Genomic DNA, 24,449 nt, shown 5'->3' on the forward strand with positions numbered 1-24,449 from the left:
GCCGGTCCGCCGCGGCGTCAGGCGCTGCCGCGGCGGATCAACTGGGGCCGGAGGACGACGGATTTCTGCCGGTCCGGCGCGCCGTCGAGCCGGGCGAGCAGCAATTCGGCTGCCTTCATGCCCATCTCGTCAGGCTGGATCTTGACGGTGGTCAGGGCAGGCGTCACGAGCGCCGCGAGGTCGTAATCGCCGAAGCCGCAGATCGCGAGCTGCTCCGGCACCCGCACGCCGCGCCGGTTGCATTCGAGCAGCGCCGCCAGGGCGAGCATGTCGGCGGAAAAGAAGATCGCATCCGTCATCGGCGCCCGCTGCAGCACCTCGTCGAGCCCCCGGATACCGTCCTGGCTGCTCATCGGCAGCAGCAATTCCACCCTGAAGGCCGGCGGCAGGCCCGCCTCGGCGAGCGCCTGCGCCATGCCGACGAAGCGCCCGTTCGCACGCGCATCCTGCTTGGCCGAACCGCCGACGAAAGCGACGTTCCGCGAACCGCGGGCGACGAGGAGCGAGCCGACCTCGTGGCCCGCCGCGATGTTCGAGAAGCCGGCGGCGAGATCGAGCGGCCTGGAATCGGTATCCCAGGTTTCGACGACGGGAATGCCGCTCTGGCGCAAGAGATCCGTCGCGCGCGGGCTGTGCTGCAGCCCGGTAAGGATGAAGCCGAGCGGGCGTCGCTCCAGCAGGGTCTGGATGATCTGCTCCTCGCGCAGCATCGAATATTCGCTGTTGCCGATCACCACCGAGATGCCGCGTGGCTCGAGGAGGTCGATGATGCCCTTCACCTGCGCAGCGAAGACCGAGCTCGACAACGTGGGGATGATGACGGCGACGACGCGGCTGCTCTTGGAGGCAAGGTTGCGCGCCGCCTCGTTCGGTATGTAGTTCAGCGCGCGAATGGCCTCCTGCACCTTGATCCGCGTCGCCTCCGCCACCAGCTCCGGCCGGCCGACGACGCGCGACACGGTTTGGGCGGAGACGCCGGCATGCATGGCGACATCGGACATGGTGACGACCGGCGCACCGCCCGGTGCGTTCTCGCTACTTGCAAATCGCTTGCGGCGCATTGACAGCCTCTGATGTTAGCGCTAGCAATATAAGCATGTTGTTAGCGCTATCACAACGGTGGTCGAATGAATGACCACCCGACGCGAAGGATAGCGGATCGATTTCGGGAGCAGCGATGAGCCAAGCGGAACGCAACAAGGCGCAGATCCTGTCGGGCTATCGCGTGCTGGATTGCACGGTGGCGATGGCGGGGCCGTTCGCGGCGCAGCGCATGGGCGATCTCGGCGCCGACGTCGTCAAGATCGAGCCGGTCGAAGGAGAGTGGCAGCGCCGCATGGCGGCGGGGGGCGGTGACGGTCGCAAGATCAACGCCTCCTTCCTGTCGCTCAACCGTAACAAACGCAGCGTCGCCATCAACCTGAAATCCGCCGAGGGGCAGGCCGTGCTCCACAGGATGGTGGAGGATGCCGACGTCTTCATGCAGAATTATCGCCCGCATGTCGCCAAGCGGCTCGCGGTCGACTATGACACGCTGAAGGCGATCAATCCCAAGCTGATCTACGTCTCCGTCTCGGGCTATGGCACGGACGGCCCCTATGCGGCGCGGCCGGGGCAGGACCTCCTCCTGCAGGCATTGAGCGGCGCCATGTACAGCACCGGCGTCGCCGGCGGCCCGCCCCAGCCGAGCGGCCAGTATGTCGTCGACGCCACCACCGCCTATGCCGCGTTCGAGGGCGCCCTCGCCGCCCTTCTGCACCGGGAACGCACGGGGGAAGGCCAGCTCGTCGAAGTGAACATGCTCGACGCAGCCATCGCTTTCCAGATGCAGGAGCTTTCGGTGTTCACCATCGACGGCAAGCCGCAGGAGCGTACCGCCGAGCCGCACGCCAACGTCTATATCCGTGCGCCCTACGGGGTCTACGAGACGCAGGACGGCTATGTCGCGCTCGCTTTCCCGCCGCTCGCCAAACTGGGCGAACTCTTCGACGAGCCGCTGTTCTCCAGCATGAACGACGAGGTCGACTGCTTCGAAAAGCGCGATCTCATCCACCGGCTGGTGATGCAGCACAGCCGCAAGCGCAAATCCGCCGAACTGATCGAGGCCATGCTGGCCCTCGGGCTGTGGGCCGGTCCGGTCAACGATTTCGCCCGGACGGTGGAGGACCCGCAGGTCAAGTTCAACGGCAGCTTCGTCGAATATGAGCACCATACGGAAGGTCGGCTCAAGACGCCGGGTTTCCCCATCCGCTTCAGCAAGACGCCCTCGACGGTCGACCGGGGCGCGCCGCTGGTGGGCGAGCACAGCCGGGAGGTTCTTGGGGCCGCCGGCTTCGGCGAGGAGGAGATCGCCCGCATGATTTCGGAAGGCGTCATCGGAGCGCCGTAGAGCAGAACGCTTTGGGCGATTTCCGAGGCTCAACAAGAAGATGGCGCAGCAGCCATCGAAGAGGGAGGACATCATGACTCTGAACAAGCGCCAGTTCATCACCCTGGCGGGAGCGATCGGCCTGATGGCGGCGGGGGCCGTCTCACCCGTCCGGGCAGCCGAAAAACAGATCGTCTACCTGTCGGCGGGCCTGGAAGCGCCGTTCTGGCGTTACGTCTCCGAAGGCGTCGCCGACGCAGCCAAGGAGCACGGCTACAGCTTCGTGGCGCTCGATTCCCGCAACAACGCCCAGAGCCAGCTTCAGAACGCGCAGGACGCCATCGTCAAGGGCGCGAGCGGCATCGTGCTGTCGCCGACCGATTCCTCGACGGCGCCGGCCGTGCTCGATCTCGCCTCGAAGGCGAATATCCCCGTCAGCTTCGCCGGAATCGGCACCGTCTCCGGGGACTACGTCACCTTCGTCACCTCCAATGACGAGGACGGCGCCTATGCCGTCGGCAAGGAACTCGCCAAGGCCTTCGCGGACAAAGGCTGGACGCACGCCAAGGTCGGTCTGGTGATGATCTCCCAGGCCCGCCAGAACGGCGTCAAGCGCACCAACGGCTTCGTCAAGGCGATGACGGAGGCGGGACATTCGATCGTCGCCCGGAACGAGATGCAGCTCTACACCGCGGACGAGACCTTCCGCTACGTCCAGGACATGCTGACGGCCAATCCGGAACTGCGCGGCATCTTCGTGCAGACCGACACCCCGACCCTGGGGGCGACGCGCGCGGTCGACGCTATGCGTCGGGCCGGCGACACGCTGGTCGCCGCCTTCGACGGCGTGCCGGAGTTCATCACCCTGATCAAGGACGGCTCCATCGTCGCCAGCGGCATGCAGCAGCCCTACCTCATGGGCAAGACGGCGGCCGAAACCGTGATCAAGAAACTGGAAGGCGGCACGCCGGACAAGCAGGTGGTCCTGCCGATCCTGACGGCAACCAAGGACAACATCGACGCGCTGCTGCCGCAGATCAAGCAGAGCGTGTTCGCCGGCGAGGTGAAGTAGGCGGGGCGCGCGCGCCGGATCGAACCCGGTGCGCCCCGCCCTCGTCTGGCCGGGCCGGCTGCCGGCAGCCTCATCCGATTGATGCCCTGGCGGCTCCGGACCCGTCCGGAGCCTGCGAAGACCTATGTCCTGCGGACGGCCCATGCGAGCGATGCCATGAAGGAAACCACGATGACGGATGCCGCAGCGGACAATCCGGAACAGGCGCGGTGGGGGGCGGACCCTGCGCGGGCTCCTCGTCACGCGTGAAGCGGGCGTCTTCGCCGCGCTGCTCGCCTTGTGCGTGGTGTTCGCGCTGGCGAGCCCCGTCTTCCTGACCAAGATGAACATCCTGAACCTGCTCCGGCAGATCTCCCTGCTCGGCGTGCTCTCGATCGGCGCGACCTATGTCCTGATCATTTCCGAGGTCGACCTGTCCGTCGGCTCGCTCTACGGCTTCGCCGGCATGGTCGGCGGCATGCTCATCGTCGACGGCACGCCGGAAATCCTCGCCATCCTCATCACGCTGGCGCTCGGCCTCGCCATCGGCGCCCTCAACGGCGCCATCACGGTCGTGGGCCGCATCCCCTCCTTCATCACCACGCTGGGAACGCTCTATCTCATCCGCGGGGCCACGCTGGTGATGAGCAACGGTATGCCGGTCTCGCTGCCGCATGGCCATGGCGGCGCGCCGATTATCACCTATATCGCCCAGAAGAGCCTCCTGGGCGGCCTGTCGAACCAGGTCCTGCTGCTGATCGTCATCGCAGCGTTCGGCTTCTACCTGCTGCACCGGACGACGTTCGGCTTCCACATCTTCGCCGTCGGCGGCAACGACCGGGCGGCCCGCATCATCGGCGTGCCTGTCGCCCGCACCAAGGTCGTCGCCTTCGCCATTGCAGGGTTGCTCGCGGCGCTCGCAGGGATCGTCAATTTCGGCTTCCTCGAAAATGTCCAGCCGGTCACCGGCATCGGCCTGGAACTCGACGTCATCGCCGCGGTCATCATCGGCGGCACCCGGCTCGGCGGCGGAGAAGGCTCCATCCCCGGCACGCTGCTCGGCGTGCTGCTGATCGGCGTGGTCCGCGACGGCCTGATCCTGCTGGGCGTCACCCCCTTCTGGCAGACGACCCTGATCGGTGCCGTCGTGCTGGCAGCCGCCCTGATCGGCGGCCTGACCTCGAAAAAATAGAATCGCGATCACCAACGATCGCGAACGAAACGACCTGGAGGAAAGACCCATGATATGCAAGCTGCTCTATGCCGGCCTGATGTCGCTCGCCATCGCCGCCCCTGCGATGGCGGCTGACTTTACCCTCTCGCCGACCATCAAGGCCCACGCGGCCGCCAAGGCCAAGCCGACCTTCATCATCTCCTATCATGACCCTGCCCTTTCGGTGGCCGTACCCATGCGCAAGGGCGTCGAGCTCGCCGCCAAGGAACTGAACGTCGACGCCCAGTTCACCGGCCCTGTGGGCGGTGGCGCCGAAAAGCAGGTCGCCGAGTTGGAGAACTGGATCACCAAGGGCGTCGACGGCATCGCCGTCTCGTCCTCTTCGACCGACGCGCTCGCGCCGGTGATCAACAAGGCCCTCGCCGCCGGCATCCCGGTCGTGACCTTCAATACCGACAATCCCGCCTCCAGCCGCCTCACCTTCGTCGGCCAGGACCTGGTCTATTCCGGCGTCGTCATGGGCGACACGCTCGTCAAGGCCATGGGCGACAAGGGCAAGATCCTCGTCTTCACCGTCGACGCAGCGGCGCAGTGGTCGAAGGACCGTGAGAACGGCGTGCGCCAGGCGCTCGCCAAGCATCCGGGCATCACCATCGCCAGCCTCGTCAATACCACCAACGAACCGCAGCAGATCTATGCGGCCATCGAGAACGCCGTGCTCGCCAATCCCGACATCACCGGCATCATCTCGCTCGACTGCTGCAGCTTCCCGGCGATCGGCCAGTACCTCGAACGCAACGGCCTGTCGGGCAAGATCCCGGTTGTCGGCTCGGACCTGCTGCCCCAGACCCGCGAACTGATCCAGTCCGGCGCGCTGACCGCCACGATCACGCAGAACCCCCAGCGCCAGGGACATGATTCGGTCCTCGTCCTCGACCAGATCTATGCCCAAGGCAAGATGCCTCCCGCCCACACCGATACCGGCGTCGAAGTGATCGACAAGTCGAATGTCGAGCAGCACGAGGCCGAGTAGCCCGTCCGCAACATCGCAATCCCATCGGATCGAGAACAGATGCCTGTGACACCGGCGCTCCAGCTTCGTGACCTCGGCAAGTCGTTCGGCGGCTTCTGGGCCCTGCGCAACGTGACCATCGACTTCCAGCCCGGCGAGGTTCACGCCATCGTCGGCGAGAACGGCGCGGGCAAATCGACGCTGATCAAGCTGGTCGCCGGCGTCCACCATCCGAGCGAGGGGGCCATGACCGGCCCCCTCGGCACCGAGTTGCGCCTGAAGACGCCGAGGGACGCCCTGAAGAGCGGCATCGGCGTCGTCCACCAGGAACTCGACCTCTTCGACAATCTCACGGTGGCGGAAAACATCGCCCTCGGCATCGACGATGCCGGGCTGCGCAAGCCGTCCGCCGCGACGATGGCGGCGCGGGCGCGCAAGGCCCTGCGCGACATCGGTGAGGAACGCATCGCGCCCGGCCTGACGGTCGGCGACATCTCCACATCCGACAAGCAGCTGGTGGCGATCGCCAAGGTCCTCACCTGGGAAGCCCGCGTCATCATCCTCGACGAGCCGACTTCGGCCCTCAACGCCATCGAGGCTGCCCGCCTTCTGGACCGTATCCGACATTTGCGTTCGGCCGGCGTCGCCGTGATCTATGTGTCCCACAAGCTCGGCGAGATCTTCTCGATCGCCGACCGCATCTCCGTCATCCGCGACGGCACGCTGGTCACCACCGGCCCGATCGATGCATTCGACCATGACAAGGTGGTCCATGCCATGCTCGGGCGCCAGCCCGCCGAACTCTTTCCCGCTCAGGTCAAGCTGCGATCGGCCGGGGACGTGCTGCTGCGTATCGACAATATGGCCGGCCGCCATCTCGATGGCGTGTCCTTCGACGCGAAGGCCGGCGAGATCGTTGCCCTGGCGGGGTTGCCGGATGCCGGTCCCTCGTCGCTGCTGCGCCATATCTTCGGGCTCGACAGGGCCACAGGCGGTACCGTCACCGTCGCCGGCAGACCGATGAGCCGGCCTACCCCGCGCGAGGCGATCGGGCACGGCATCGCCTATCTTCCCGCCGACCGCCTGCGCGAAGGCATTCTGCCGCTGATGGACGTCGTGCGGAATACCGAAGCGACCGATGAAGCGATGCATGCGACCGCCGCCGCCCTCCGCAGGCGCAAGGCCCTGCAGAGCATCCGGCGGCTTTCCGTCCGGACCGCCTCGCTCTTCAACCGCATCACGTCGCTCTCTGGCGGCAACCAGCAGAAGACCCTGCTCGCGCGATGGCTGGTGATGGGCCCGAAGGTCCTGATGCTCGACGATCCGACGCGCGGCGTCGACGTCGGCGCCAAGTCCGAGATCTACCAGATCCTGCGGGGGATCGCCGATGCGGGGGCGGCCGTCATATTCACTTCCTCCGATTCGCTCGAGCTCGCCCGCCTCTCCGACCGGATCCTGCTCTTCCGGCAAGGCCGCGTCGTCTCCGAGATCCGCCAGCAGGTCACCCACGCCGAACTCGATCGCGCCATCGCGGCGGCCTAGAAAAGGACAGAACCATGAAGCGTAACGGCATATTGAACCAGGCACTTTCGGAAGCGATCGCCTCGATGGGCCATGGCGAGATCATGATGATCGTCGATGCGGGCTTTCCGATTCCCCGCGACGCCTGGCGCGTCGACCTCGCGATCAGCCCGAACCTGCCGACGCTCGCTATGCTCTACGAAGTCATCGCGCCGGAACTGATCGTCGAGAAGATCATGTTCGCAGGCGAGGTGGCCGAGCACAATATCCCGCTCTACCGCACCCTCCGGACCTGGTTCGACGAGCGGGATTTCGCGCCTGTGACCTATGAGGAAACCGTCGGCCCGCTGGCGCAGAAAGCCAAGGTCATCGTCCGCTCCGGCGCGCTCGACCCCTGGGGCAACATCGCGCTCGTCGCGGGCGTGGACTATCGCGCCTATTTCCGGAATCCGGAGATTTCTGTCCCCGAGCGCTTCCGCGCCCTGATGGACCGTACGCCCTTCGTGCCCGGTGCCTCGCGCTCCTGAAACATGAAGGCGGGAGGATCTGCCATGCCCCGAACGGAACGGCTTTCAAGGGCTCGGATCGGCATCATAGGCGCCGGCTCCTGGGCCGTCGCCAACCACCTGCCCGTCCTGAAGCGCAGGAAGGACGTCGAACTGGTCGGCGTCGCCCGGCCGGGACGCGAGGCCCTGTTGCGCATCCAGGCGGCCTTCGGCATTCCCGACGCCTTCGAGACCCATGGGGAACTGCTGGCGGCGGTGCCGATGGACGGCGTCGTCATCGCCTCGCCGCATCATCTCCACGCCGAGCAGGCGATCGCCGCCCTGGAGAAGGGCTGTCACGTCATGGTGGAAAAGCCGATGGCGACCAACGTCGCTGACGCGCGACGTGTCGCGGCGACGGCCCGGAAGCAGGGGCGTCACGTCCTGGTGCCCTATGGCTGGAGCTTCCAGCCCTATTTCAGGGCGGCGCGGGACATGGTGCAGTCCGGCCGCATCGGGCGCATCCGCCACGTCGTCGCGCAGATGGCGACGCCGATCGAGGACCTGATGTCCGGCGGCGAACTGCAGGGCACCGAAAAGGAGATGTTCCGGCCGGAAAGCGCCACCTGGACCCATACGGGCAGCGGCGGCTATGGCTGGGGACAGCTGGTTCACATGCTGGGCGGCCTGTTCTACGTCAGCGAGCTGGAGCCGGAATCCGTCTATGCGCTCGTCGGGCAATCGGAGATCGGCACCGACATCCACAACGCGCTCGCCATGACCTTCGCAGGCGGCGTGACCGGGTCGCTGTCGGGGGCGGCCTCGGTTCCGCCCGGCTCGCCCTTCCAGGTCGATATCCGCCTGTTCGGCACGGAGGGCATGTTGCTGCTCGACGTCGAGCGCGAGCGCCTCTGGCTCAGGCGGCGGGACGGCCGCGACGAGGATGTCCCCATCGAGCCGGGCCAAGGCGCCTATACCTGCACCACGCCGGTCGAACGCTTCGTCGACCTCTGCCTCGGCCGGGATGTCGAGAATTGCGGCGACGCATCGATGGGCATCCGCTCCGTGCAGGTGGTGGAGGCCATGCTGCGCTCCGCACGCAGCCGGTCGCCGGTCATGGTCGATTGAAGCGCTTTCCGGAGGAATCGATGGAGCTTTCGACAGATCAGGTGACGGTTCCATCGAATCGCGGAACGCTCCGGCGCGCTGCCATTCCCGGCTCGGCCGGCAGCTGTTACACTTCGTTGCACAAGGGCTGACGATCGGCGGGCAACGCACAAACTGTGGCAACAAAGCTGCCGCAGAGTCCCCGCATCGATATCCGCGGGGCAGTTGCCATGCCGACCTATCCCTTCCTGCCGTTCGGGCCGTTTCACCTCCTCGTCGTCGTGACGGCGCTCGCCTTCATGGCGCTGGAATATGCGCTCGGGCGCCTCGCGCAGCACGACACCCATGATCTTGGCGAAAGCGCTGCGTCCCTCGCGGTCGCGGCGGGGCAGACGCTGATGCGGGGCATCGAGGCGGTTCTGGTCGCCATGCCCTTCGCTTTCGTCCATGCCCATCGGCTGCTCGACTTCGACCAGACAGGCCCGCTGGCGCTGCTCGGCCTCTTCGTGGGAAGCGAGTTCCTCTATTACTGGCACCACCGGGCGGCGCACCGCATCCGCTGGCTGTGGGCGACCCATTCCGTCCACCATTCGGCGACGAGGCTCAACCTGACCGCCGCTGTCCGTCTCGGCTGGACAGGCAATATCTCCGGCAATTTCCTCTTCTTCCTGCCTCTCGTCTGGATCGGGTTCCATCCCTTCGCCGTCGTCGCCATGCTGGGCGTCAACCTGTTCTATCAGTTCTTCATTCATACCGAATTCGGCCCGAAGCTGGGGCCGCTGGAATGGATCCTGAATACGCCGGCGCATCACCGCGTCCACCACGCGTCCAACGCCGCCTGCCTCGACAAGAATTATGGCGGCATCCTCATCGTCTTCGACCGGCTGTTCGGTACCTTCGTCGAAGCGCCCGAGGGCCAGCGGCTGCGCTACGGCCTCGCCGGCGGCACGCCGACGCTCAACCCCATGCGCATCGCGCTGGGCGAATGGGCCGCGATGATCCGCGACCTGCGCGCCGCCGCGGGCTGGAAGGAACGCTTCGCAGCCCTTTTCGCGCCGCCGGGGCCCCTCAAGCGCTGATCCCCCGATTCTTCCCACCCAAGGAGTCTGCCATGTCCCGCTCTCCCCTCCCCCGCGCCGCGAGCCTCGCCCTGGCGCTTGCCGTCCTGCTTCCTCCCGCTTTCGCCGAGGCGCAGACATCGCCGGAGCTCAAGAGCAAGGCCATGGCACTGATGAAGCCGTGCCGCCCCGACTTCCAGCGGTTCTGCAGCCATGTCCAGCCGGGCGGCGGGCGCGTCCTCGCCTGCCTGAAGAGCCATGAGAGGGAACTCAGCCCGGCCTGTGGCCAGGCGGTGACGGAGGCTGCGGTTCTCATGAAGCGGGCCGGGAAGGCACCGCCGTCGAACTGAAGCCCGGCGGCATCTGGCGCATCGGGGACCACCGGCCCGCTGCGTCAGCCCCCGTTCGCCCGTGCGGCGGCGACCTGCGCCTCGCTCACCATTCCCGCCTTACCGCCGAAATGAGCGATCACGTAGTTGCTGACGGCGGCGATCTCGGTATCGCTGTAGGCCTTGCCGAAAGACGGCATGAACATGCTGCCCTGCTGCGTGGTGATCCGGGCACCGCCGAGCACGACATTGACGAGATTGGTGCCGGCCGGGTCGTTCACGGTCCGGCTGCCCCGCAGTGCGGCATAGGACGTCTGGTGGCCGCCGCCGTCCCAGCCATGGCAGCTGGCGCAGGCGCTCTGGAAGATCCGGAGGCCGAGGCCACCTGCCTTGGCTTCCTCAGCCGAAGGCGCATAGGCCGAGGCGGCCGCCATCGCGGCCGGCTTGACCGCGATATCCCCGGCGCTGTCCGCCGCGACGGGCGGAACGGTCCTGAGATAGGCGACGACGGAGCGGATGTCCTCGGGCGTGAGGTGGCGCAGGCTGAGATCGACGGCTTCCGCCATGCCGCCGGTGGCGGTGCCATGGTCCTGCGCATGCCCCGTCGACAGATAGGCCGCCAGATCGTCGTCGCTCCAGCCGCCCAGTCCGCCCTCCTTGTCCGAGGTGATGTCGGGGGCCTTCCAGCCCTGCGTCAGCGCGCCGGCGAATTTCCGGCTGTCGTCGAGCGCGAACAACGCGTTCCGCGGCGTGTGGCATTCGCCGCAATGGGCGAGGGCCTCGACGAGATAGGCGCCGCGATTGACCGCATCGGCCTTGCCGGGATCCGGCTGGAAGGGCTGCGCCGGCAGATAGAGGAGCTTCCATGCCCGCAGAGCATAGCGCTGGTTGTACGGGAATTGCAGCGTATCGGCGGGAGCGCGTGCCGAAACCGGCTTCAGGCTGAACAGATAGGCCTTGATCGCCAGCATGTCGTCGGTGGAGAGCAAGGCATAGGCGGTATAGGGGAAGGCCGGATAGAGGTCCTCGCCGTGCCGGCCGACGCCATGGCGCAGGGCACGGACGAATTCGGCGTCGCTCCAATTGCCGATGCCGGTCTCGGCGTCCGGCGTGATGTTGGGCGAATAGATCGTGCCGAACGGCAGCTTGAAGGCGAGGCCGCCGGCGAAGGGCGTACCGCCTCCGGCCGTGTGGCACGCAGCGCAATCGGCGGCCCGCGTGAGATATTCGCCGCGGGCGATCAGGGCGGCCCCGGTTGGCTGGGCGCCGCTGGCGGCAACCGGCTCGAGCGGGGCCGGCCAGAAGAAGAACCAACTGGCGCCGGCGGCGGCGATCAAGACGATCGCCAGCAAGGCGAGGGCAAAACGTTTCATGGGATGCAACTCACCGATCGACGGACGACGATGTCGCCGCATAAGCCGCCGACAGCGAGAGGCTCGCCGTCCTGCCGCCGCCGGTCGTCCGCAGTTCGTCGCGGTCGAAGGGCAGCCGCCGCAGCCGCCTGCCCGTCGCGGCGAAGATGGCGTTGCCGAGCGCCGGCGCCGCTGCGGCGGTCGCGGTCTCGCCGAGGCCGCCGGGGTCGGCATGGCTCTCCACGATATAGGTCTCGAAGGGCGGCACCTCGTTGATCCGCATCTGGCGGTAATCGTTGAAATTGCCCTGGTCGACCCGACCGCCCGAAAAGGTGATGCCGTTGTAGAGCGCCGCCGAGAGCCCGAACACCGCCCCGCCCTGGAGCTGGGCCCTGATGGTGTCGGGGTTGACATTGATGCCGCAGTCGATCGCCGCGACGAGGCGGGTCAGCCGTATCTCGCCGGAGGGTGCGACGGCGAGTTCGACCACCAGCGCCGTATGGCTGCCGAAGGAATCGTGGAGGGCGATGCCGCGCCCGCTTCCGGCCGGCAGCGGGGTGCCCCACCCCGCCTTTTCGGCGGCAAGGTCGAGGACGCCGAGGGCACGATGATTGCCCGTCAGCAGGGCACGGCGATAGTCGACCGGATCCTTGCCCGCTGTGTGCGCCAATTCGTCGATGAAACTCTCGACGACGAAGACATTGTGCGTCGGCCCCACGCCACGCCACCAGTTGACGGCGATCGGCGGGTCCTTGCGGATCCAGTCGACGCGGATGACCGGCAGGTCGTAAGGCGGCCTGGCGGCACCTTCCACCGTATCATTGTCGAGTTTCCCGGCGGGCAGGCCCGTGGGAAGGAACGAGGCGAGCACCGAGCCGCTGGTCACCCTGTGCGTCCAGGCGACGGGCTTGCCGCCGGCGTCGAGCCCCGCCGAGATGCGGTCGTAATAAGCGGGCCGGAACCGGTCGAAGCGGATGTCCTGCTCGCGCGTCCAGATGATCTTCAGCGGGTACCCGACCTGCTTGGCAAAGGCGACCGCCTGCTGGATGGTGTCCACCGCAAGGCGGCGGCCGAAGCCGCCCCCGATCAGGTAGTTGTGGATGGTGACCTGCTCCGGCTTCAGGCCCGCCTCGGCCGCCGCGGCGGCCTGCGCCGAGACCGGCACCTGCGTGCCGACCCAGATCTCGCAGGCGTCGGGGCGGACATGCACGAGCGTGTTGATCGGCTCCATCGTCGCGTGGGCGAGGAAGGGCAGTTCATAGGTGGCCTCGACGGTCCTCGCCGCGGCCTTCATCGCCGCCTCGACGTCGCCCTCGGCCCGCCCCTCGATCGGCGTGCCCGCCTGCGATGCCTGCCGGAGATCGTCCCAGATGCCGGCGGACGAGATCGAAGCCTTGTCGCCCGGCTCCCATTCGATCTTCAGCGCCGCGAGGCCCTGCCGCGCGGCCCAGTAGTGATCGCCCACCACCGCCACCGCATCGTCGATCTTCAGGATGTCGACGACGCCGGGCATGGCGCGCGCGGCACTGTCGTCGAGGGATTTCAGCTTTCCGCCGAAGACGGGGCTGATCTCGATCGCGGCGGTCTTCATGCCGTCAACCTTGACGTCGATGCCGAACAGCGCGGAGCCGTCGACCTTGGAGGGCGTCTCAACGCGCCTGGCCGGCGTGCCGATCAGCTTGAAGTCCTTGGGAGACTTGAGCGCCACGTCCCCCGGCACCGGCAGCCGGCCGGCCGCATCGGCGAACGCGCCATAGGAGAGGCTGCGCCCCGTCGGCGCATGGGTGATCACGGCCCTCGCGGCCCGGCATTCGCCGGCGTCGACGCCCCATTGCGCCGCGGCGGCTGCGATCAGCATGGTGCGCGCCGCCGCCCCGGCCCTGCGCAGCGGCGTCCAGGTGTTGCGGATCGAGGTCGATCCGCCGGTGATCTGGCTCCCTTTCGCCGCATAGAGCTTGGCGTTGGGCGGGGCCGGCATGACCTGGATCTGGTCGAGCCCGACCTCCAGTTCCTCGGCGATCAGCATCGCTTCCGCGGTATAGATGCCCTGCCCCATTTCCGTGTTGGGGATGATGAAGGTGATCGAGCCGTCGGCCGCGACGCGGATGAAGGCGTTGGGCGCGAACGTCCCGCCGGCCGCCAGGGCCTCGACGGCGCCCGCCTTGCCGCCGCCGAGCCACAGGAAGCCCAGCAGCAGGCCGCTCGCCTGCAGGAATCCGCGCCGGGTGGCGGCCGGCGGCAAGGTCCCGGCGAGCCCGGATCGAATGGATGGGTGATTGGTCATCGCCCCTCTCCCTTCTCGTCATGATCGATGGTGCGGGTGCGTCCCGATGGAAGCGGGGGCGTCACGCCCTGGCGGCGTCCTTGATGGCGGCGCGGATGCGCGGATAGGTGCCGCATCGGCAGATATTGCCGGCCATGGCGGCATCGATCGCCGCATCGTCGGGCGCGGGATCACGCGCCAGGAGCGCGGTCGCGGACATGATCTGGCCGGACTGGCAATAGCCGCACTGCACCACTTCGAGATCGAGCCAGGCCTTCTGGATCCTGGCGCCCTCCGGCGTCCTGCCGACTGCCTCGATTGTGGTGATCGGACGGTTGCCGACCGCGCCGGCCGGCAGGACGCAGGACCGCACCGGATCGCCGTCGAGATGCACGGTGCAGACACCGCATTGGGCGATGCCGCAGCCGAACTTGGTGCCGGTCAGCCCGATGATATCGCGCAGAACCCACAACAGCGGCATATCCGCCGGCACATCGGCACTGTGGGTCTGGCCGTTGATGGTCAGATCGATCATCGATAACTCCATCGTATCGCTGATTGATACGCCACCCTACTGCCAAAAAACGTTCAGCAATTTCAATATATTGTGATCTACTTTAGCACAACTACAGGCTGCGCGGATCTCAGTCCGCCACCCCGTCGAAATCACGGCGGGCCGCCAGGATCGACGGCATCTTGAGGTCGGCCCAGGCGATCAGGCCCTGCATCGGCTCCAGCAGGGAACGGCCGAGCTCCGTCAGCCTGTATTCGACCGCCGGCGGCGTGGTGGGAAAGACGGTCCTCTGCAGCAATCCGTCGCGCTGCAGGCTGCGAAGCGTCTCGGTGAGCATCCTCTGCGAGATGTCGTCGATGGCACGGCGCAGCTCGCCGAAGCGGCGGGGCTCCTCCGCCAGCGTGGTGATGATCAGGTAGCTCCATTTGTCGCCGATGCGGTCGAGCACATTGCGGATGGCGCAGGCTCCCTTGGCCTCGCCGCGCACCTGCGCCGGTTCCCCCGATGTAACCATGGGATGTGAAACTGCCTTCTTTACGGCCATGGCGCACTCTCTTATTCAATGCTGGTCTTCAAACGAGACTATCATGGGACGCCCCTGGCGCGCGCGACGGAATTCGCACGGAGGCGCCTATCACATCCATCGAGGGCGGTCGGACGGAGCACGCAGCTCCGGGCCGGACACGCCGAGGACCATCACCATGAAGATCGCCATCATCGGCGCGACCGGCAATGTCGGCACCCGCATCGTCGACGAAGCGCTCCGCCGCAGCCATGCCGTCACTGCCATCGCCCGCGATCCGTCGAAGCTCGGAGAGCGTGCGGGCCTCACCCCCGTCGCGGCCGACGCCAACGTGCCGGGCGCTCTCGCTCCGCTGCTGGCCGGCCACGACGCCATCGTCAGTTCCGTCCGGTTCAGCGGCAGCCAGCCCGACCTCCTGATCGATGCGGTCCGCCGCTCGGGGGTGAAGCGCTATCTGGTCGTCGGCGGCGCCGGCAGCCTCGAAACCGCACCGGGCACGCTCCTGATCGAAAGCCCGCATTTCCCCCCGGCATATTTCGACGAGGCGAGCCGCGGCAAGGCCTTCCTCGATATCCTGCGCGGCGTATCGGACCTCGACTGGACGATGCTCAGCCCCTCCGCGCTGTTCGTCCCCGGCGAGCGGACGGGATCGTTTCGCCTCGGCGACGACACCCTGCTGACCGCGGCCGACGGCAAGAGCTGGATTTCCTACGAGGATTTCGCCGTAGCCCTGATCGACGAGATCGAGGCGCCCAAGCATCTGCGCAGCCGTTTCACCGTCGGCTATTGACGTCGCGCGGCTGGGCCGGCCGTTCAGGCCGCGCCATCCGCCGACGCGGCATCGAGCACGCGGAACTGCAGCCGCTCGCGGCCGCCCCAGCGATCGACGGAGAGCGATCCGGCGACGTGGACAGGCTTGCCGCGATGGGCGAGCAGCTTCGCGCCCAGGGGCTGCCCCACGGCACGGAAGGCGATGGCGTCGAGCATGGCGCCGTCGTGGCCCTTGAGGCGCAGGCGCAGATGCGCTCCGCCGACCTCGTCGGCGAACGCCACCCGATGGGCGGGCAAGGCCAGGACCGGTTCCGGATTGCCCTGGCCGAACGGACCGGCCCGCTCGAGCATTTCGGCCAGCTCGATCGAGGCGCCCGAGGCCGCAAGCGCCCCGTCGATCTCGATCGCCGCCGCGGCCCGCGCCGCTTCGACGCCGTGCCGCAGTTCCGCCTCGAGGAAGGCCCGGAAGGCGCCGAGCTCGGCCTGCGCCAGCGTCACTCCCGCCGCCATGGCATGGCCGCCACCCTTGGCGAGCAGGCCGCGCTCCACCGCCAGGCGCACGGCGCGGCCGAGATCGACGCCGCCGATCGAGCGGCCGGAGCCGGTGCCGACGCCCTCCTTGTTGAAGGCGATGGCGAAGGCCGGGCGGCCGAACCGCTCCTTCAGCCGGGCGGCGACGAGGCCGACGACGCCGGGATGCCAGTTCGCGGAGGCGGTGACGATCGCCGCGCCCTTCTCCTCGGCGCCGAGCGCCGCCACGGCCTCGACGAGGGCTTCCTCCAGCATGCCCGCCTCGACCGCCTGGCGCTCGCGATTGAGCCGGTCCAGCGTCGCCGCGATCGCCGAGGCCTCCTGATCGTCCTCCGTCACCAGCAGCCGCGCGCCCAGCGCCGCGTCGCCGATGCGCCCGCCGGCGTTGATGCGCGGACCGAGCAGGAAGCCGAGATGGTAGGGACGCGGCGGCCCGTCCAGCCGTGCCATGTCCATGAGGGCCCGCAGGCCCGCCCGCCGGCGCAGGCGCATCACCGCCAGGCCCCGGGCGACGAAGGCGCGGTTGAGCCCCTTCAGCGGCACCACGTCGGCGACCGTGCCGAGCGCGACGAGGTCGAGACGCGACAGGAGGTCCGGCTCCGGCCGTGCCGGCGTCCACCACCCGCGCCGCCTCAGCGCCCGGTTCGCCGCCACGAGGAGAAGGAACGTCACGCCGCACGCGCACAGATGCCCCTGCCCGGAAAGATCGTCGAGCCGGTTGGGATTCACCACGGCCACCGCCTCGGGCAAGGTCTCGCCGGCCTGGTGATGGTCCACCACCAGGGTCTCGAATCCGATCGCGGCGGCCAGCGCCAGGACGTCGATGCTGGTGGTGCCGCAATCCACCGTCACCAGCAGGCCGGCGCCCTCGGCCCGGAGCTGGCGGATCGCCTCCTCGTTGGGGCCATAGCCCTCGAAGATGCGGTCGGGAATATGGATGCGCGGCGTCGCTCCCGCCTCGGCCAGCCAGCCGGCGAGCAAGGCGGAGGAGGTCGCGCCGTCGACGTCGTAATCCCCGAAGATCGCGACCTTCTCGCCCGCCATGACGGCGTCCGCCAGACGCTCGGCCGCCTTGTCCATGTCCCTGAGCAGGGACGGATCCGGCATGAAGTGCCGGATGCTGGGGTCGAGGAAGGCGTCGGCCTCCTCGGGCGTGACGCCGCGGCCGGCCAGCACGCGGGCCAGGAGGTCCGGCAATCCGGCGCGCTGGGCAAGGGCGAGGGCGAGCATCTGCCCCTTGCCGTCCAGCCGGTCGCGCCAGGCCTTGCCGGTAAAGGAGGATTGCACGTCGAGGAAGAAGCGTGGCAGCGTCGCGGGACTCAGCATGGCCGGAGCATATCGGCACCGCAGCCGCGCTGAACAGACATTTTGCCACGGACGGCCCGCCCTCCCGCATCGCCGCCTTGACGGGGCGCCATGATCCGCCAACAACAGCGGCATCGGGCTCCGGCGATGCGAAAGGACAGCGGGGATGGCGCGGTGGCGCGAAGCCCTCTATGCCATGCTCCAGCGCAATGCCGAGCGTTCGGCCGCCTATTTCCGCATTCCCGCGCCCCAGGTGGTCCAGCTCGGCGTCGAAATCGAAATCTGAAGCGGAGTATTCGGGCATGCAAGGCGACACCATCCTGACCTACGCCGCCGACGACATCGCCCTCGGCGCCTCCTGGGAGGAAATGCTCGCCCGGCGCCGCCTCCCGAAGCTGCTCGCCCGTCAATTGAAGAAGCTTTCGCATGCCCGCCACGGTGACCGGCACGACCTGCTGCGCGCCTCGATCCGCAACAATCTCGGCATTCGTGTCGGCAAATACACCTATGGCTTCGACAAGCTCTGCTTCAGACGCTCGACCGTCTCCGAGATCGGCGCCTTCACCTCGATCGGCCAGAACGTGCAGCTCTCGCTGGGCAATCATCCGCTCGATCGCGTCTCGACGCATCCGTTCTTCTATCTGAAGCAGTTCGGCCTCGCCACGCGGGACAGCCGCGAGATCATCCCGAAGAGCAGGCCGATCGTCATCGGCCACGACGTGTGGATCGGCCGCGACGTCACCCTGCTGACGGGCGTGACCCTCGGCCACGGCGCCATCGTCGCGGCGGGCGCGGTGGTCGCACGGGACGTGCCGCCCTACACGCTGGTCGGCGGCGTGCCGGCCCGGCCGATCCGCATGCGCTTCGACGAGGCGACGGTGGCGGAACTCCTGCGGACGCAATGGTGGACCTGGAGCGACGAGAGGCTCAGGGAGAGCCTGCCCGACTTCTTCGATATCGCCCGCTTCCGGGCCAACCATGCCGAAGGGCGTGACATGGCCGGCGACTCCGGCGGGAGCGATATGCGAGGCGACGATCGGTAGCGGGAGGCATGCGCCTTCGAACATGAAGATGCATCGCGAAAATGCCCATCCCCAGGCACAGCCCCTCACCTCTATCCTCTCCCCGCGATGCGGGGCGAGGGGACATCGGCGTCGGGATCATCCCGCACCGTCTCCGTCTCGCCGAACTCTTTCGAGGGGCGGCGCAAGAGTGGGATGCAAGACCTGCACGCCCAGGACCGTCGCCGCGCTCTATATCGGTTCGCGGAGGGCTCCCGCCAGGGCGCTGCGGAACAGGTTTTCGTCGAGCATGAAAGCCTGGTCGTAATCGCCCGGGCCGCCGACCAGGAACGCATAGTCGAGGCCGAGGCGCTTGCTGAGCCACAGATAGGTGCTCTTGGTGAAGTTCTCCGGGAAGATCTCGATCATCTTCGTGCCGGGCCGGCAGAAGGCGAGATTGCCGAGCCCGGCGCCATGCACGCCGACGACGATGTCGGCCTGCGAGAAATTGCGCACCTGCTCGGCGTGGTTGCCGGCATGGGCCTCGAAGCGCTCGAAGCCGTGCTCCCTGGCGATCTCCCAAAGGGCCTCCTCATTGAGGAGCCGCCTGATCTTGCTGCCGCCGCGGCTGAAGAACAGGCGCCGACCGCTTCCCGGCGGGACGGCATAGTGGTCCCGGAAAATCTCGGCCAAATGCCGGACCGGCGCAGGATCGGCAAAGGTCCATTCCGCATTGCCGCCGTCGAAGGACAGCCAGAGTGCCTCCGCCGCCGGGGCGACGGCATCGTCGGCGAGTTCGGCGACATGCACCCCTGGAAATCGTCGCGCGATCAGCTCGCATCCCAGCGCCAGCGTCGCCAGGCGGGATTTCGGCACGACGAGCGTCAGCGGCATTCCCCGCGGATGCAGCCGGTCGAGATAGTCGACGATGGGCACGAGATCATGGAACAGCGCATGGTAGTAATTGTCGGTGCGCATCAGGAAGAAGCTGCGTCCGCCGATCGACGGCGCCGGCCGCAGCTTCCCCGGCTTGGCGAAGTTCCAGTTGGCCTGCCCCTTCTGCGCCAGGGCGACGACCACGGCATGCCGCTCCGGCACGAAGATCCGGCTGACATGGCCGAGCAGCACGGCGTCGCGAATCAGCCCCGAGAACCGGGCGATGCGGACCGTCGGCCCGCCTTCCCACGTCCCGGCGAGCGTGTCATAGAGCCAACAGCGATCCCGGACGAAATCGGTCTCCTCGGCCGAAAACAGGGTCGGCAGGTCGATGCGGGCGTCTTCGAGCACGGTGGTCGCCGCCGCTTCCGGCAGGATTGCCTGCGGATAGAAGGAATAGCGCCGCTGCAAAGCGGGGATGCGGCCGATGGTGGCCCGGGCCAGCATCCAGCGCAGATAGCGAATGTTGAAGCGCTTGCGAAATCCGGATTTGACACGGGCCATGCGGGAAAGCTTTGCTCTTGGCCGCGACGACGGCGCTTGATTGCCAATGAGGGGCCGAGCCGCTATAGCCGCGGTCAAATTCTCTGTCTATCGGGTCCGACCTTGAAAGCCATCATTCTAGCCGGCGGCATGGGCACGCGTATTTCCGAAGAGTCGCATCTGCGGCCCAAGCCCATGATCGAAATCGGCGGGCGGCCGATCCTGTGGCACATCATGAAGATCTACAGCCGCTTCGGCATCAACGACTTCGTCGTCTGCCTCGGCTACAAGGGCTATATGATCAAGGAGTATTTTTCCAACTACTTCCTGCACAACGCCGATGTCACGATCGACGCCGAAAAGAACGAGCTCATCTATCACAACAAGAAGGCCGAGCCCTGGCGCGTGACGCTGGTGGACACGGGCGAGACCAGCATGACGGGCGGTCGCTTGAAGCGTGTCGCCCCCTTCCTGGATGCGGACGAGCCCTTCTGCTTCACCTATGGCGACGGCGTCGCCAACATCGACATCGCGGCGCTCATCGCCTTCCACAAGAGCCACGGCAAGCGCGCGACGCTGACCGGCGTCGTCCCGCCGGGGCGCTACGGCTCGCTGTCGCTCGACGGCGACCGCGTCACCCATTTCATCGAGAAGCCGCCCGGCGACAACACGCTGATCAATGGCGGCTTCTTCGTGCTGCAGCCGGACGTGATCGAGCTCATCGAAGGGGATGCCGTCCCCTGGGAAGCGGCGCCCCTCGAGACCCTCGCGGCAACCGGGGAGCTGATGGTCTACCGGCATACCGGCTTCTGGCAGCCGATGGACACGTTGCGCGACAAGAACCATCTCGAACAGCTCTGGTCCGAGGGCAAGGCGCCCTGGAAGGTCTGGGCGTGAGCGCGGCCCTTCCCACGGCGGCGTTCTGGCGCGGCAGGCGGGTCCTCCTCACCGGGCATACCGGTTTCAAGGGAGGCTGGACGGCCCTCTGGCTGCATCACCTCGGCGCCGAGGTCACCGGCTTCGCCTTGCCGCCCGCCGCCGACCAGACGCTTTTTCGCGACGCCCGGGTGGACCTCGCCGTCCACTCCTCCTTCGGCGACCTGCGCGATCTCGATGCGGTCCGGCAGGTGGTCGAGGCCTCGCGGCCGGAGGTCGTGCTGCATCTGGCGGCGCAGGCGCTGGTGCGCCGCTCGATCGCCGACCCCGTCGAGACCTTCGCCTCCAATGTGATGGGAACCGTCCACCTGCTCGAAGCCCTGCGGGGCGCGACCGGATTGAAGGGCGTGCTGGCCGTCACGTCCGACAAGGTCTACGCCAATGAGGAGAAGGGCCTCGCCTTCGTCGAGGACGACAAGCTCGGCGGCAAGGATCCCTATTCCGCCTCCAAGGCGGCCGCCGAGATCGTCGCCTTTTCCTATGCGCGATCCTATTTCGACAAGGCCGGCATCGCCCTGGCGACAGCGCGCGGCGGCAATGTCATCGGCGGCGGCGATCATTCGGCGGACCGGCTGGTGCCCGACATCGTGCGGTCCGTGCGCAGCGGCGCGACGCTCGAACTGCGCCATCCCGAGGCGACCCGTCCCTGGCAGCACGTGCTCGACTGCATCTGTGGCTACCTTGTCTATGCCGAAGCCATGATCACGCGGCCGGGCCTGCCGCGCGCGCTCAATTTCGGGCCGGACCCGTCACGGCCGCTCGCCGTCTCGGCGGTGGCGGACGCGATCTTCGAGGCGCTGGGGCGAAAGCCGGCCTGGGTGCACCGGCCGGTTCCCGGCTCGATCGAGATGCAGGCCCTCGCCGTCGATTCGACCGAGGCCCGGAACGTGCTCGCCTGGCGAGACCGCCTTGCCGGCAAGCCGGGCCTGGCGTGGACCGCGCAATGGTATGCCGCCGAGGCCGCGGGCGCGGACATGCATGCCTTCACCCTCGACCAGATCAACCGTTTCCCGACGCTCTGAAGCGATAGCCATGACATCCGTTCCCAATTGCCGATTCTGCGCCACGCCGCTCACCGTCACCTTGTGCGACCTCGGTGCCATGCCGCTGGCGAACGACTATCGCCTGCCGGACGAAAAAAGCCCCGAGCGCAGCTTCCCGCTGCATGCGCGGGTGTGCCCCAGCTGCTTCCTCGTACAGGTCGACGATTCCGTGCCGCCGGATGCGATCTTTTCGGACTATGCGTATTTTTCCTCCTATTCGGACAGCTGGGTCGCCCACGCCCGGCGCTACGCCGAAGCGATGGTCGCCCGCTTCGGTCTCGGACCGCAATCGCTGGTGGTCGAGATCGCCTCCAATGACGGCTACCTGCTGCAGCATTTCAAGGCTGCCGGCATTCCGGTGCTGGGCGTCGAGCCGGCCGCCAATGTCGCCGAGACCGCACGCGCCAAGGGCATCGAGACGGAGGTGGCGTTCTTCGGCGTCGAGACCGCGCGGCGCCTGGCGGCGGGGGGCAAGCGGGCCGACCTGATGGCCGCCAACAATGTGCTCGCCCATGTTCCCGACATCCGCGACTTCGTCGGCGGTTTCGCCGTTCTGCTGAAACCGGAGGGCGTCGTCACCTTCGAGTTTCCGCATGTGCTGAACCTCATCGAGAAGGTCCAGTTCGACACCATCTATCACGAGCACTTCTCCTATCTCTCGCTGGTGACGGTCGAGAAGGTGTTCGCCGCGGTCGGGCTCGAGGCCATCGACGTCGAGGAACTGCCGACGCATGGCGGCTCGCTGCGGCTGTTCGCGGCCCCGGCCGGATCGGGCCGCGTGCCCTCGCCCCGCCTCGGCGCCCTGCGCGCCAAGGAGCATGCCGCCGGCCTCGACACGCTCGCCGGCTATGAAGGCTTCGCGGCCAAGGTCGCCGAGGTCAAGCGCGGCTTCCTCGCCTTCCTCGCCGAGGCCAAGGCGGCGGGCAGGAAGATCGCCGCCTACGGCGCCGCCGCCAAGGGCAACACCTTCCTGAATTTCTGCGGCGCGACCCCGGACGACATCGTCGCGGTGTTCGACCGCTCGCTCGCCAAGCAGGGCCGGCTCCTGCCCGGCAGCGGCATACCGATCCTGCCGCCGGAAAGCATTCCGGACGTCGCGCCGGACTATCTCGTCATCCTGCCCTGGAATATCGCCGAGGAAGTGATGGCGCAGGCCCGCGAGCTCATGGCGCCGGAAGCCCGGTTCGTCGTCGCCGTGCCGCAGATCAAGATCATGCCGTGAGGTTCCAGCCCACGAAAATCCCGGGCTGCTTCCTGATCGAGCCCGACCTGCGGCGCGACGGCCGCGGCTTCTTCGCACGGCTCTATTGCCCGGACGAATTCACCGCCGCCGGCATCGAATTCACGCCCGTCCAGACCAACCTCTCGCGCAACGACAGGGCGCATACCCTGCGCGGGCTGCATTTCCAGGATCCCCCGCTCGCGGAGGCCAAGCTGGTGCAGGTCGTGCGCGGCGCGATCTTCGATGTCGTGGTGGATCTGCGGCCGGAGAGCCCGGCCTATCGGCAATGGGTCGGCGTCGAACTCACGGGCGAGGACGCCTGCCAGGTCTTCGTGCCGGAGGGCTGCGCCCACGGCTTCCTGACCTTGTGCGCCGCGACGGACGTGCTTTACGGCATGGGGCGCAAATATGTCCCCGGCCATGCCCGCGGCTACCGGTTCGACGATGCGGCCTTCGGGATCGAATGGCCCCATGCGCCCGCATCGATTTCGCCGACGGACCTCGGCTGGGCGCCGTTCCCCGGCTGACCACTCAGCCGTCGAGGTCCATCGACAAGGCCGCGTCCCTCTGCCCCTCGAGCTCGGCGAGCCGGCCTCGGAGCGCATTGCCGATGGAGGCGTAGGCCGTGGCCCCGAATGTCAGCCGCAGCGGTCCGTTCTCCGTCTCGGCGGAGGCGATCATCGCCTCGACCATCTTCGCCGGATCCCCCTTTGCCGTGAAGGAGCCGTCGGCCCAGGCGCGGCGGAGGTTTCCCACCGGCGTCTTCTCATAGGCCGGCGCCGGCTCGGCCGTGACCAGGCCCGCCGCAAAATTGGTCTGCGTCGGCCCGGGCTCGACGAGCGTGAAGGTGATGCCGAACGGCGCAACCTCCTGGCGGACGGCCTCGACGAAGCCTTCTATGCCCCATTTGCTCGCGTGATAGAGGCTGAAGCCGGGATAGGCCATCTGCCCGCCTTCCGATGAGACCTGCAGGATCCTGCCGCCACCCTGGTTTCTCAAATGCGGGATCACCGCGCGGATGAGCTGGATGGAGCCGATGAGGTTGGTCTCGATCAGGGAGCCGATCTGCTCGTCGCCCAGTTCCTCCGCCGCGCCGAAGAGGCCGTAGCCGGCATTGCTCGCGACGACGTCGATGCGGCCGAGTTCGCGAAAGGCCCGATCGACCGCGCGTCGCATCGCCGGGATGTCGGTAACGTCGAGCGACGCCGTCCAGAGCCTGTCGCCATGCTCTTTGCCGAGGTCCGCGAGCGTTTCGGGCCTGCGCGCCGTTGCCGCCACGCGGTCGCCGCGAGCCAGGAGGCGCTCGGTGAGAAGCCGTCCGAAGCCGGATGAAGCGCCGGTGATGAACCATGTTCTGCTCATGCAAGAGTCCTCGTCTCGCCGCGTGATTACGGCTTTCCGGCAAGATAGCCCTTCCAATTGGTGATACTATCCACTCAATCTTCCATGACGTGCTGAAGAATA

Annotated in this window: 24 protein-coding genes; 16 read left to right on the forward strand and 8 right to left on the reverse strand. The window is 67.5% G+C overall.

The genetic code is table 11. The features are described from left to right. Positions 1-17: 17 nt before the first annotated feature. A complete protein-coding gene (locus J3R73_RS14285) occupies positions 18-1,061 on the reverse strand; it encodes a LacI family DNA-binding transcriptional regulator (protein ID WP_307427879.1) in 1,044 nt (347 codons plus the stop codon). A 116-nt stretch (positions 1,062-1,177) separates the two neighbouring features. On the opposite strand from J3R73_RS14285, the gene J3R73_RS14290 reads away from it, so the two are divergent. The 9 genes from J3R73_RS14290 to J3R73_RS14330 all read left to right on the forward strand — a co-directional run bounded on the left by J3R73_RS14290 (position 1,178) and on the right by J3R73_RS14330 (position 10,126). Further along, complete coding sequence (locus J3R73_RS14290; protein WP_307427881.1) at positions 1,178-2,389, forward strand: CaiB/BaiF CoA transferase family protein; 1,212 nt, start codon at positions 1,178-1,180, stop codon at positions 2,387-2,389. Between the two features lie 73 nt (positions 2,390-2,462). Then, positions 2,463-3,440, forward strand: a complete 978-nt coding sequence (locus J3R73_RS14295; protein WP_307427884.1) for a substrate-binding domain-containing protein — start codon at positions 2,463-2,465, stop codon at positions 3,438-3,440. A 178-nt stretch (positions 3,441-3,618) separates the two neighbouring features. After that, positions 3,619-4,611 (forward strand): ABC transporter permease, encoded by a 993-nt coding sequence (locus J3R73_RS14300; protein WP_307427886.1) that lies wholly within the window; start codon positions 3,619-3,621, stop codon positions 4,609-4,611. Positions 4,612-4,660: 49 nt separating this feature from the next. After that, entirely contained in the window at positions 4,661-5,626 is a 966-nt protein-coding gene (locus J3R73_RS14305; protein ID WP_307427888.1) for a sugar ABC transporter substrate-binding protein, read from the forward strand. A gap of 39 nt (positions 5,627-5,665) precedes the next feature. Then, complete coding sequence (locus J3R73_RS14310) at positions 5,666-7,147, forward strand: sugar ABC transporter ATP-binding protein (protein WP_307427891.1); 1,482 nt, start codon at positions 5,666-5,668, stop codon at positions 7,145-7,147. Positions 7,148-7,161: 14 nt separating this feature from the next. Beyond that, positions 7,162-7,653 carry a D-ribose pyranase gene (gene rbsD / locus J3R73_RS14315; protein ID WP_307427893.1) on the forward strand — a complete coding sequence of 164 codons (492 nt, stop codon included), beginning with the start codon at positions 7,162-7,164 and terminating at the stop codon, positions 7,651-7,653. 24 nt (positions 7,654-7,677) lie between these two features. Next, positions 7,678-8,739 carry a Gfo/Idh/MocA family protein gene (locus J3R73_RS14320; protein WP_307427895.1) on the forward strand — a complete coding sequence of 354 codons (1,062 nt, stop codon included), beginning with the start codon at positions 7,678-7,680 and terminating at the stop codon, positions 8,737-8,739. 209 nt (positions 8,740-8,948) lie between these two features. Further along, positions 8,949-9,797: a sterol desaturase family protein gene (locus J3R73_RS14325; RefSeq protein ID WP_307427897.1), complete on the forward strand. Its 849-nt coding sequence runs from the start codon at positions 8,949-8,951 to the stop codon at positions 9,795-9,797. A 32-nt stretch (positions 9,798-9,829) separates the two neighbouring features. Then, positions 9,830-10,126, forward strand: coding sequence for a cysteine rich repeat-containing protein (locus J3R73_RS14330; protein ID WP_307427899.1), 297 nt, complete (start codon positions 9,830-9,832; stop codon positions 10,124-10,126). A gap of 44 nt (positions 10,127-10,170) precedes the next feature. Here J3R73_RS14330 and J3R73_RS14335 read toward each other — a convergent pair whose 3' ends face one another. The 4 genes from J3R73_RS14335 to J3R73_RS14350 form a co-directional block, all read right to left on the reverse strand. Beyond that, positions 10,171-11,478 carry a c-type cytochrome gene (locus J3R73_RS14335; RefSeq protein ID WP_307427901.1) on the reverse strand — a complete coding sequence of 436 codons (1,308 nt, stop codon included), beginning with the start codon at positions 11,476-11,478 and terminating at the stop codon, positions 10,171-10,173. Between the two features lie 10 nt (positions 11,479-11,488). Beyond that, a complete protein-coding gene (locus J3R73_RS14340) occupies positions 11,489-13,741 on the reverse strand; it encodes a xanthine dehydrogenase family protein molybdopterin-binding subunit (protein WP_307427902.1) in 2,253 nt (750 codons plus the stop codon). Between the two features lie 61 nt (positions 13,742-13,802). Then, positions 13,803-14,255, reverse strand: a complete 453-nt coding sequence (locus J3R73_RS14345) for a (2Fe-2S)-binding protein (RefSeq protein WP_370879917.1) — start codon at positions 14,253-14,255, stop codon at positions 13,803-13,805. A gap of 109 nt (positions 14,256-14,364) precedes the next feature. Further along, positions 14,365-14,748: a winged helix-turn-helix transcriptional regulator gene (locus J3R73_RS14350; protein ID WP_307427906.1), complete on the reverse strand. Its 384-nt coding sequence runs from the start codon at positions 14,746-14,748 to the stop codon at positions 14,365-14,367. 187 nt (positions 14,749-14,935) lie between these two features. Between J3R73_RS14350 and J3R73_RS14355 the strand changes: the two genes are divergently transcribed. Next, entirely contained in the window at positions 14,936-15,547 is a 612-nt protein-coding gene (locus J3R73_RS14355; RefSeq protein WP_307427908.1) for an NAD(P)-dependent oxidoreductase, read from the forward strand. A 23-nt stretch (positions 15,548-15,570) separates the two neighbouring features. Here J3R73_RS14355 and recJ read toward each other — a convergent pair whose 3' ends face one another. Beyond that, complete coding sequence (recJ, locus tag J3R73_RS14360; protein WP_307427910.1) at positions 15,571-17,385, reverse strand: single-stranded-DNA-specific exonuclease RecJ; 1,815 nt, start codon at positions 17,383-17,385, stop codon at positions 15,571-15,573. A 145-nt stretch (positions 17,386-17,530) separates the two neighbouring features. Between recJ and J3R73_RS31525 the strand changes: the two genes are divergently transcribed. Both J3R73_RS31525 and J3R73_RS14365 read left to right on the forward strand, forming a co-directional pair. After that, complete coding sequence (locus tag J3R73_RS31525; RefSeq protein WP_370879918.1) at positions 17,531-17,650, forward strand: KUP/HAK/KT family potassium transporter; 120 nt, start codon at positions 17,531-17,533, stop codon at positions 17,648-17,650. Between the two features lie 16 nt (positions 17,651-17,666). Further along, positions 17,667-18,407, forward strand: coding sequence for a CatB-related O-acetyltransferase (locus J3R73_RS14365; protein ID WP_307427911.1), 741 nt, complete (start codon positions 17,667-17,669; stop codon positions 18,405-18,407). Positions 18,408-18,617: 210 nt separating this feature from the next. Here the strand turns inward: J3R73_RS14365 and J3R73_RS14370 are convergent, their stop codons facing one another. Further along, on the reverse strand, positions 18,618-19,805 hold the full coding sequence (locus tag J3R73_RS14370; protein ID WP_307427913.1) for a glycosyltransferase family 61 protein: 1,188 nt from the start codon (positions 19,803-19,805) through the stop codon (positions 18,618-18,620). 102 nt (positions 19,806-19,907) lie between these two features. Here J3R73_RS14370 and rfbF point away from each other — a divergent pair, with 102 nt between their 5' ends. From rfbF to J3R73_RS14390, 4 genes are read left to right on the forward strand one after another with little or no spacing between them, the layout of a single operon-like run. Next, complete coding sequence (rfbF, locus tag J3R73_RS14375) at positions 19,908-20,681, forward strand: glucose-1-phosphate cytidylyltransferase (RefSeq protein ID WP_307427914.1); 774 nt, start codon at positions 19,908-19,910, stop codon at positions 20,679-20,681. Beyond that, positions 20,678-21,742 carry a CDP-glucose 4,6-dehydratase gene (gene rfbG, locus J3R73_RS14380; protein WP_307427916.1) on the forward strand — a complete coding sequence of 355 codons (1,065 nt, stop codon included), beginning with the start codon at positions 20,678-20,680 and terminating at the stop codon, positions 21,740-21,742. The genes rfbF and rfbG overlap by 4 nt, the downstream gene beginning before the upstream one ends. Positions 21,743-21,752: 10 nt before the next feature. Continuing rightward, the gene (locus J3R73_RS14385; protein ID WP_307427918.1) at positions 21,753-22,985 is read left to right on the forward strand and encodes a class I SAM-dependent methyltransferase; all 1,233 of its coding nucleotides are present in this window, start codon (positions 21,753-21,755) and stop codon (positions 22,983-22,985) included. Beyond that, the gene (locus J3R73_RS14390) at positions 22,982-23,512 is read left to right on the forward strand and encodes a dTDP-4-dehydrorhamnose 3,5-epimerase family protein (RefSeq protein ID WP_307427920.1); all 531 of its coding nucleotides are present in this window, start codon (positions 22,982-22,984) and stop codon (positions 23,510-23,512) included. Before J3R73_RS14385 ends, J3R73_RS14390 begins: the two co-directional genes overlap by 4 nt. Positions 23,513-23,516: 4 nt before the next feature. Here J3R73_RS14390 and J3R73_RS14395 read toward each other — a convergent pair whose 3' ends face one another. Then, the gene (locus tag J3R73_RS14395) at positions 23,517-24,347 is read right to left on the reverse strand and encodes an SDR family oxidoreductase (protein ID WP_307427922.1); all 831 of its coding nucleotides are present in this window, start codon (positions 24,345-24,347) and stop codon (positions 23,517-23,519) included. Positions 24,348-24,449 lie beyond the last annotated feature (102 nt).

It is taken from the genome of Labrys monachus (assembly GCF_030814655.1).
GTDB classification, from domain to species: domain Bacteria; phylum Pseudomonadota; class Alphaproteobacteria; order Rhizobiales; family Labraceae; genus Labrys; species Labrys monacha.

Coding starts and splice junctions, on each gene's coding strand:
- J3R73_RS14340 (WP_307427902.1), bottom strand. CDS start 13,741: ATGACCAATCACCCATCCATTCGATCCGGGCTCGCCGGGACCTTGCCG.
- J3R73_RS14325 (WP_307427897.1), top strand. CDS start 8,949: ATGCCGACCTATCCCTTCCTGCCGTTCGGGCCGTTTCACCTCCTCGTC.
- J3R73_RS14350 (WP_307427906.1), bottom strand. CDS start 14,748: ATGGTTACATCGGGGGAACCGGCGCAGGTGCGCGGCGAGGCCAAGGGA.
- J3R73_RS14300 (WP_307427886.1), top strand. CDS start 3,619: ATGCCGCAGCGGACAATCCGGAACAGGCGCGGTGGGGGGCGGACCCTG.
- J3R73_RS14290 (WP_307427881.1), top strand. CDS start 1,178: ATGAGCCAAGCGGAACGCAACAAGGCGCAGATCCTGTCGGGCTATCGC.
- J3R73_RS14370 (WP_307427913.1), bottom strand. CDS start 19,805: ATGGCCCGTGTCAAATCCGGATTTCGCAAGCGCTTCAACATTCGCTAT.
- recJ (WP_307427910.1), bottom strand. CDS start 17,385: ATGCTGAGTCCCGCGACGCTGCCACGCTTCTTCCTCGACGTGCAATCC.
- J3R73_RS14365 (WP_307427911.1), top strand. CDS start 17,667: ATGCAAGGCGACACCATCCTGACCTACGCCGCCGACGACATCGCCCTC.
- J3R73_RS14330 (WP_307427899.1), top strand. CDS start 9,830: ATGTCCCGCTCTCCCCTCCCCCGCGCCGCGAGCCTCGCCCTGGCGCTT.
- J3R73_RS31525 (WP_370879918.1), top strand. CDS start 17,531: ATGGCGCGGTGGCGCGAAGCCCTCTATGCCATGCTCCAGCGCAATGCC.
- J3R73_RS14310 (WP_307427891.1), top strand. CDS start 5,666: ATGCCTGTGACACCGGCGCTCCAGCTTCGTGACCTCGGCAAGTCGTTC.
- J3R73_RS14385 (WP_307427918.1), top strand. CDS start 21,753: ATGACATCCGTTCCCAATTGCCGATTCTGCGCCACGCCGCTCACCGTC.
- J3R73_RS14285 (WP_307427879.1), bottom strand. CDS start 1,061: ATGCGCCGCAAGCGATTTGCAAGTAGCGAGAACGCACCGGGCGGTGCG.
- J3R73_RS14335 (WP_307427901.1), bottom strand. CDS start 11,478: ATGAAACGTTTTGCCCTCGCCTTGCTGGCGATCGTCTTGATCGCCGCC.
- J3R73_RS14295 (WP_307427884.1), top strand. CDS start 2,463: ATGACTCTGAACAAGCGCCAGTTCATCACCCTGGCGGGAGCGATCGGC.
- rbsD (WP_307427893.1), top strand. CDS start 7,162: ATGAAGCGTAACGGCATATTGAACCAGGCACTTTCGGAAGCGATCGCC.
- J3R73_RS14320 (WP_307427895.1), top strand. CDS start 7,678: ATGCCCCGAACGGAACGGCTTTCAAGGGCTCGGATCGGCATCATAGGC.
- J3R73_RS14305 (WP_307427888.1), top strand. CDS start 4,661: ATGATATGCAAGCTGCTCTATGCCGGCCTGATGTCGCTCGCCATCGCC.
- J3R73_RS14395 (WP_307427922.1), bottom strand. CDS start 24,347: ATGAGCAGAACATGGTTCATCACCGGCGCTTCATCCGGCTTCGGACGG.
- J3R73_RS14355 (WP_307427908.1), top strand. CDS start 14,936: ATGAAGATCGCCATCATCGGCGCGACCGGCAATGTCGGCACCCGCATC.
- J3R73_RS14345 (WP_370879917.1), bottom strand. CDS start 14,255: ATGATCGATCTGACCATCAACGGCCAGACCCACAGTGCCGATGTGCCG.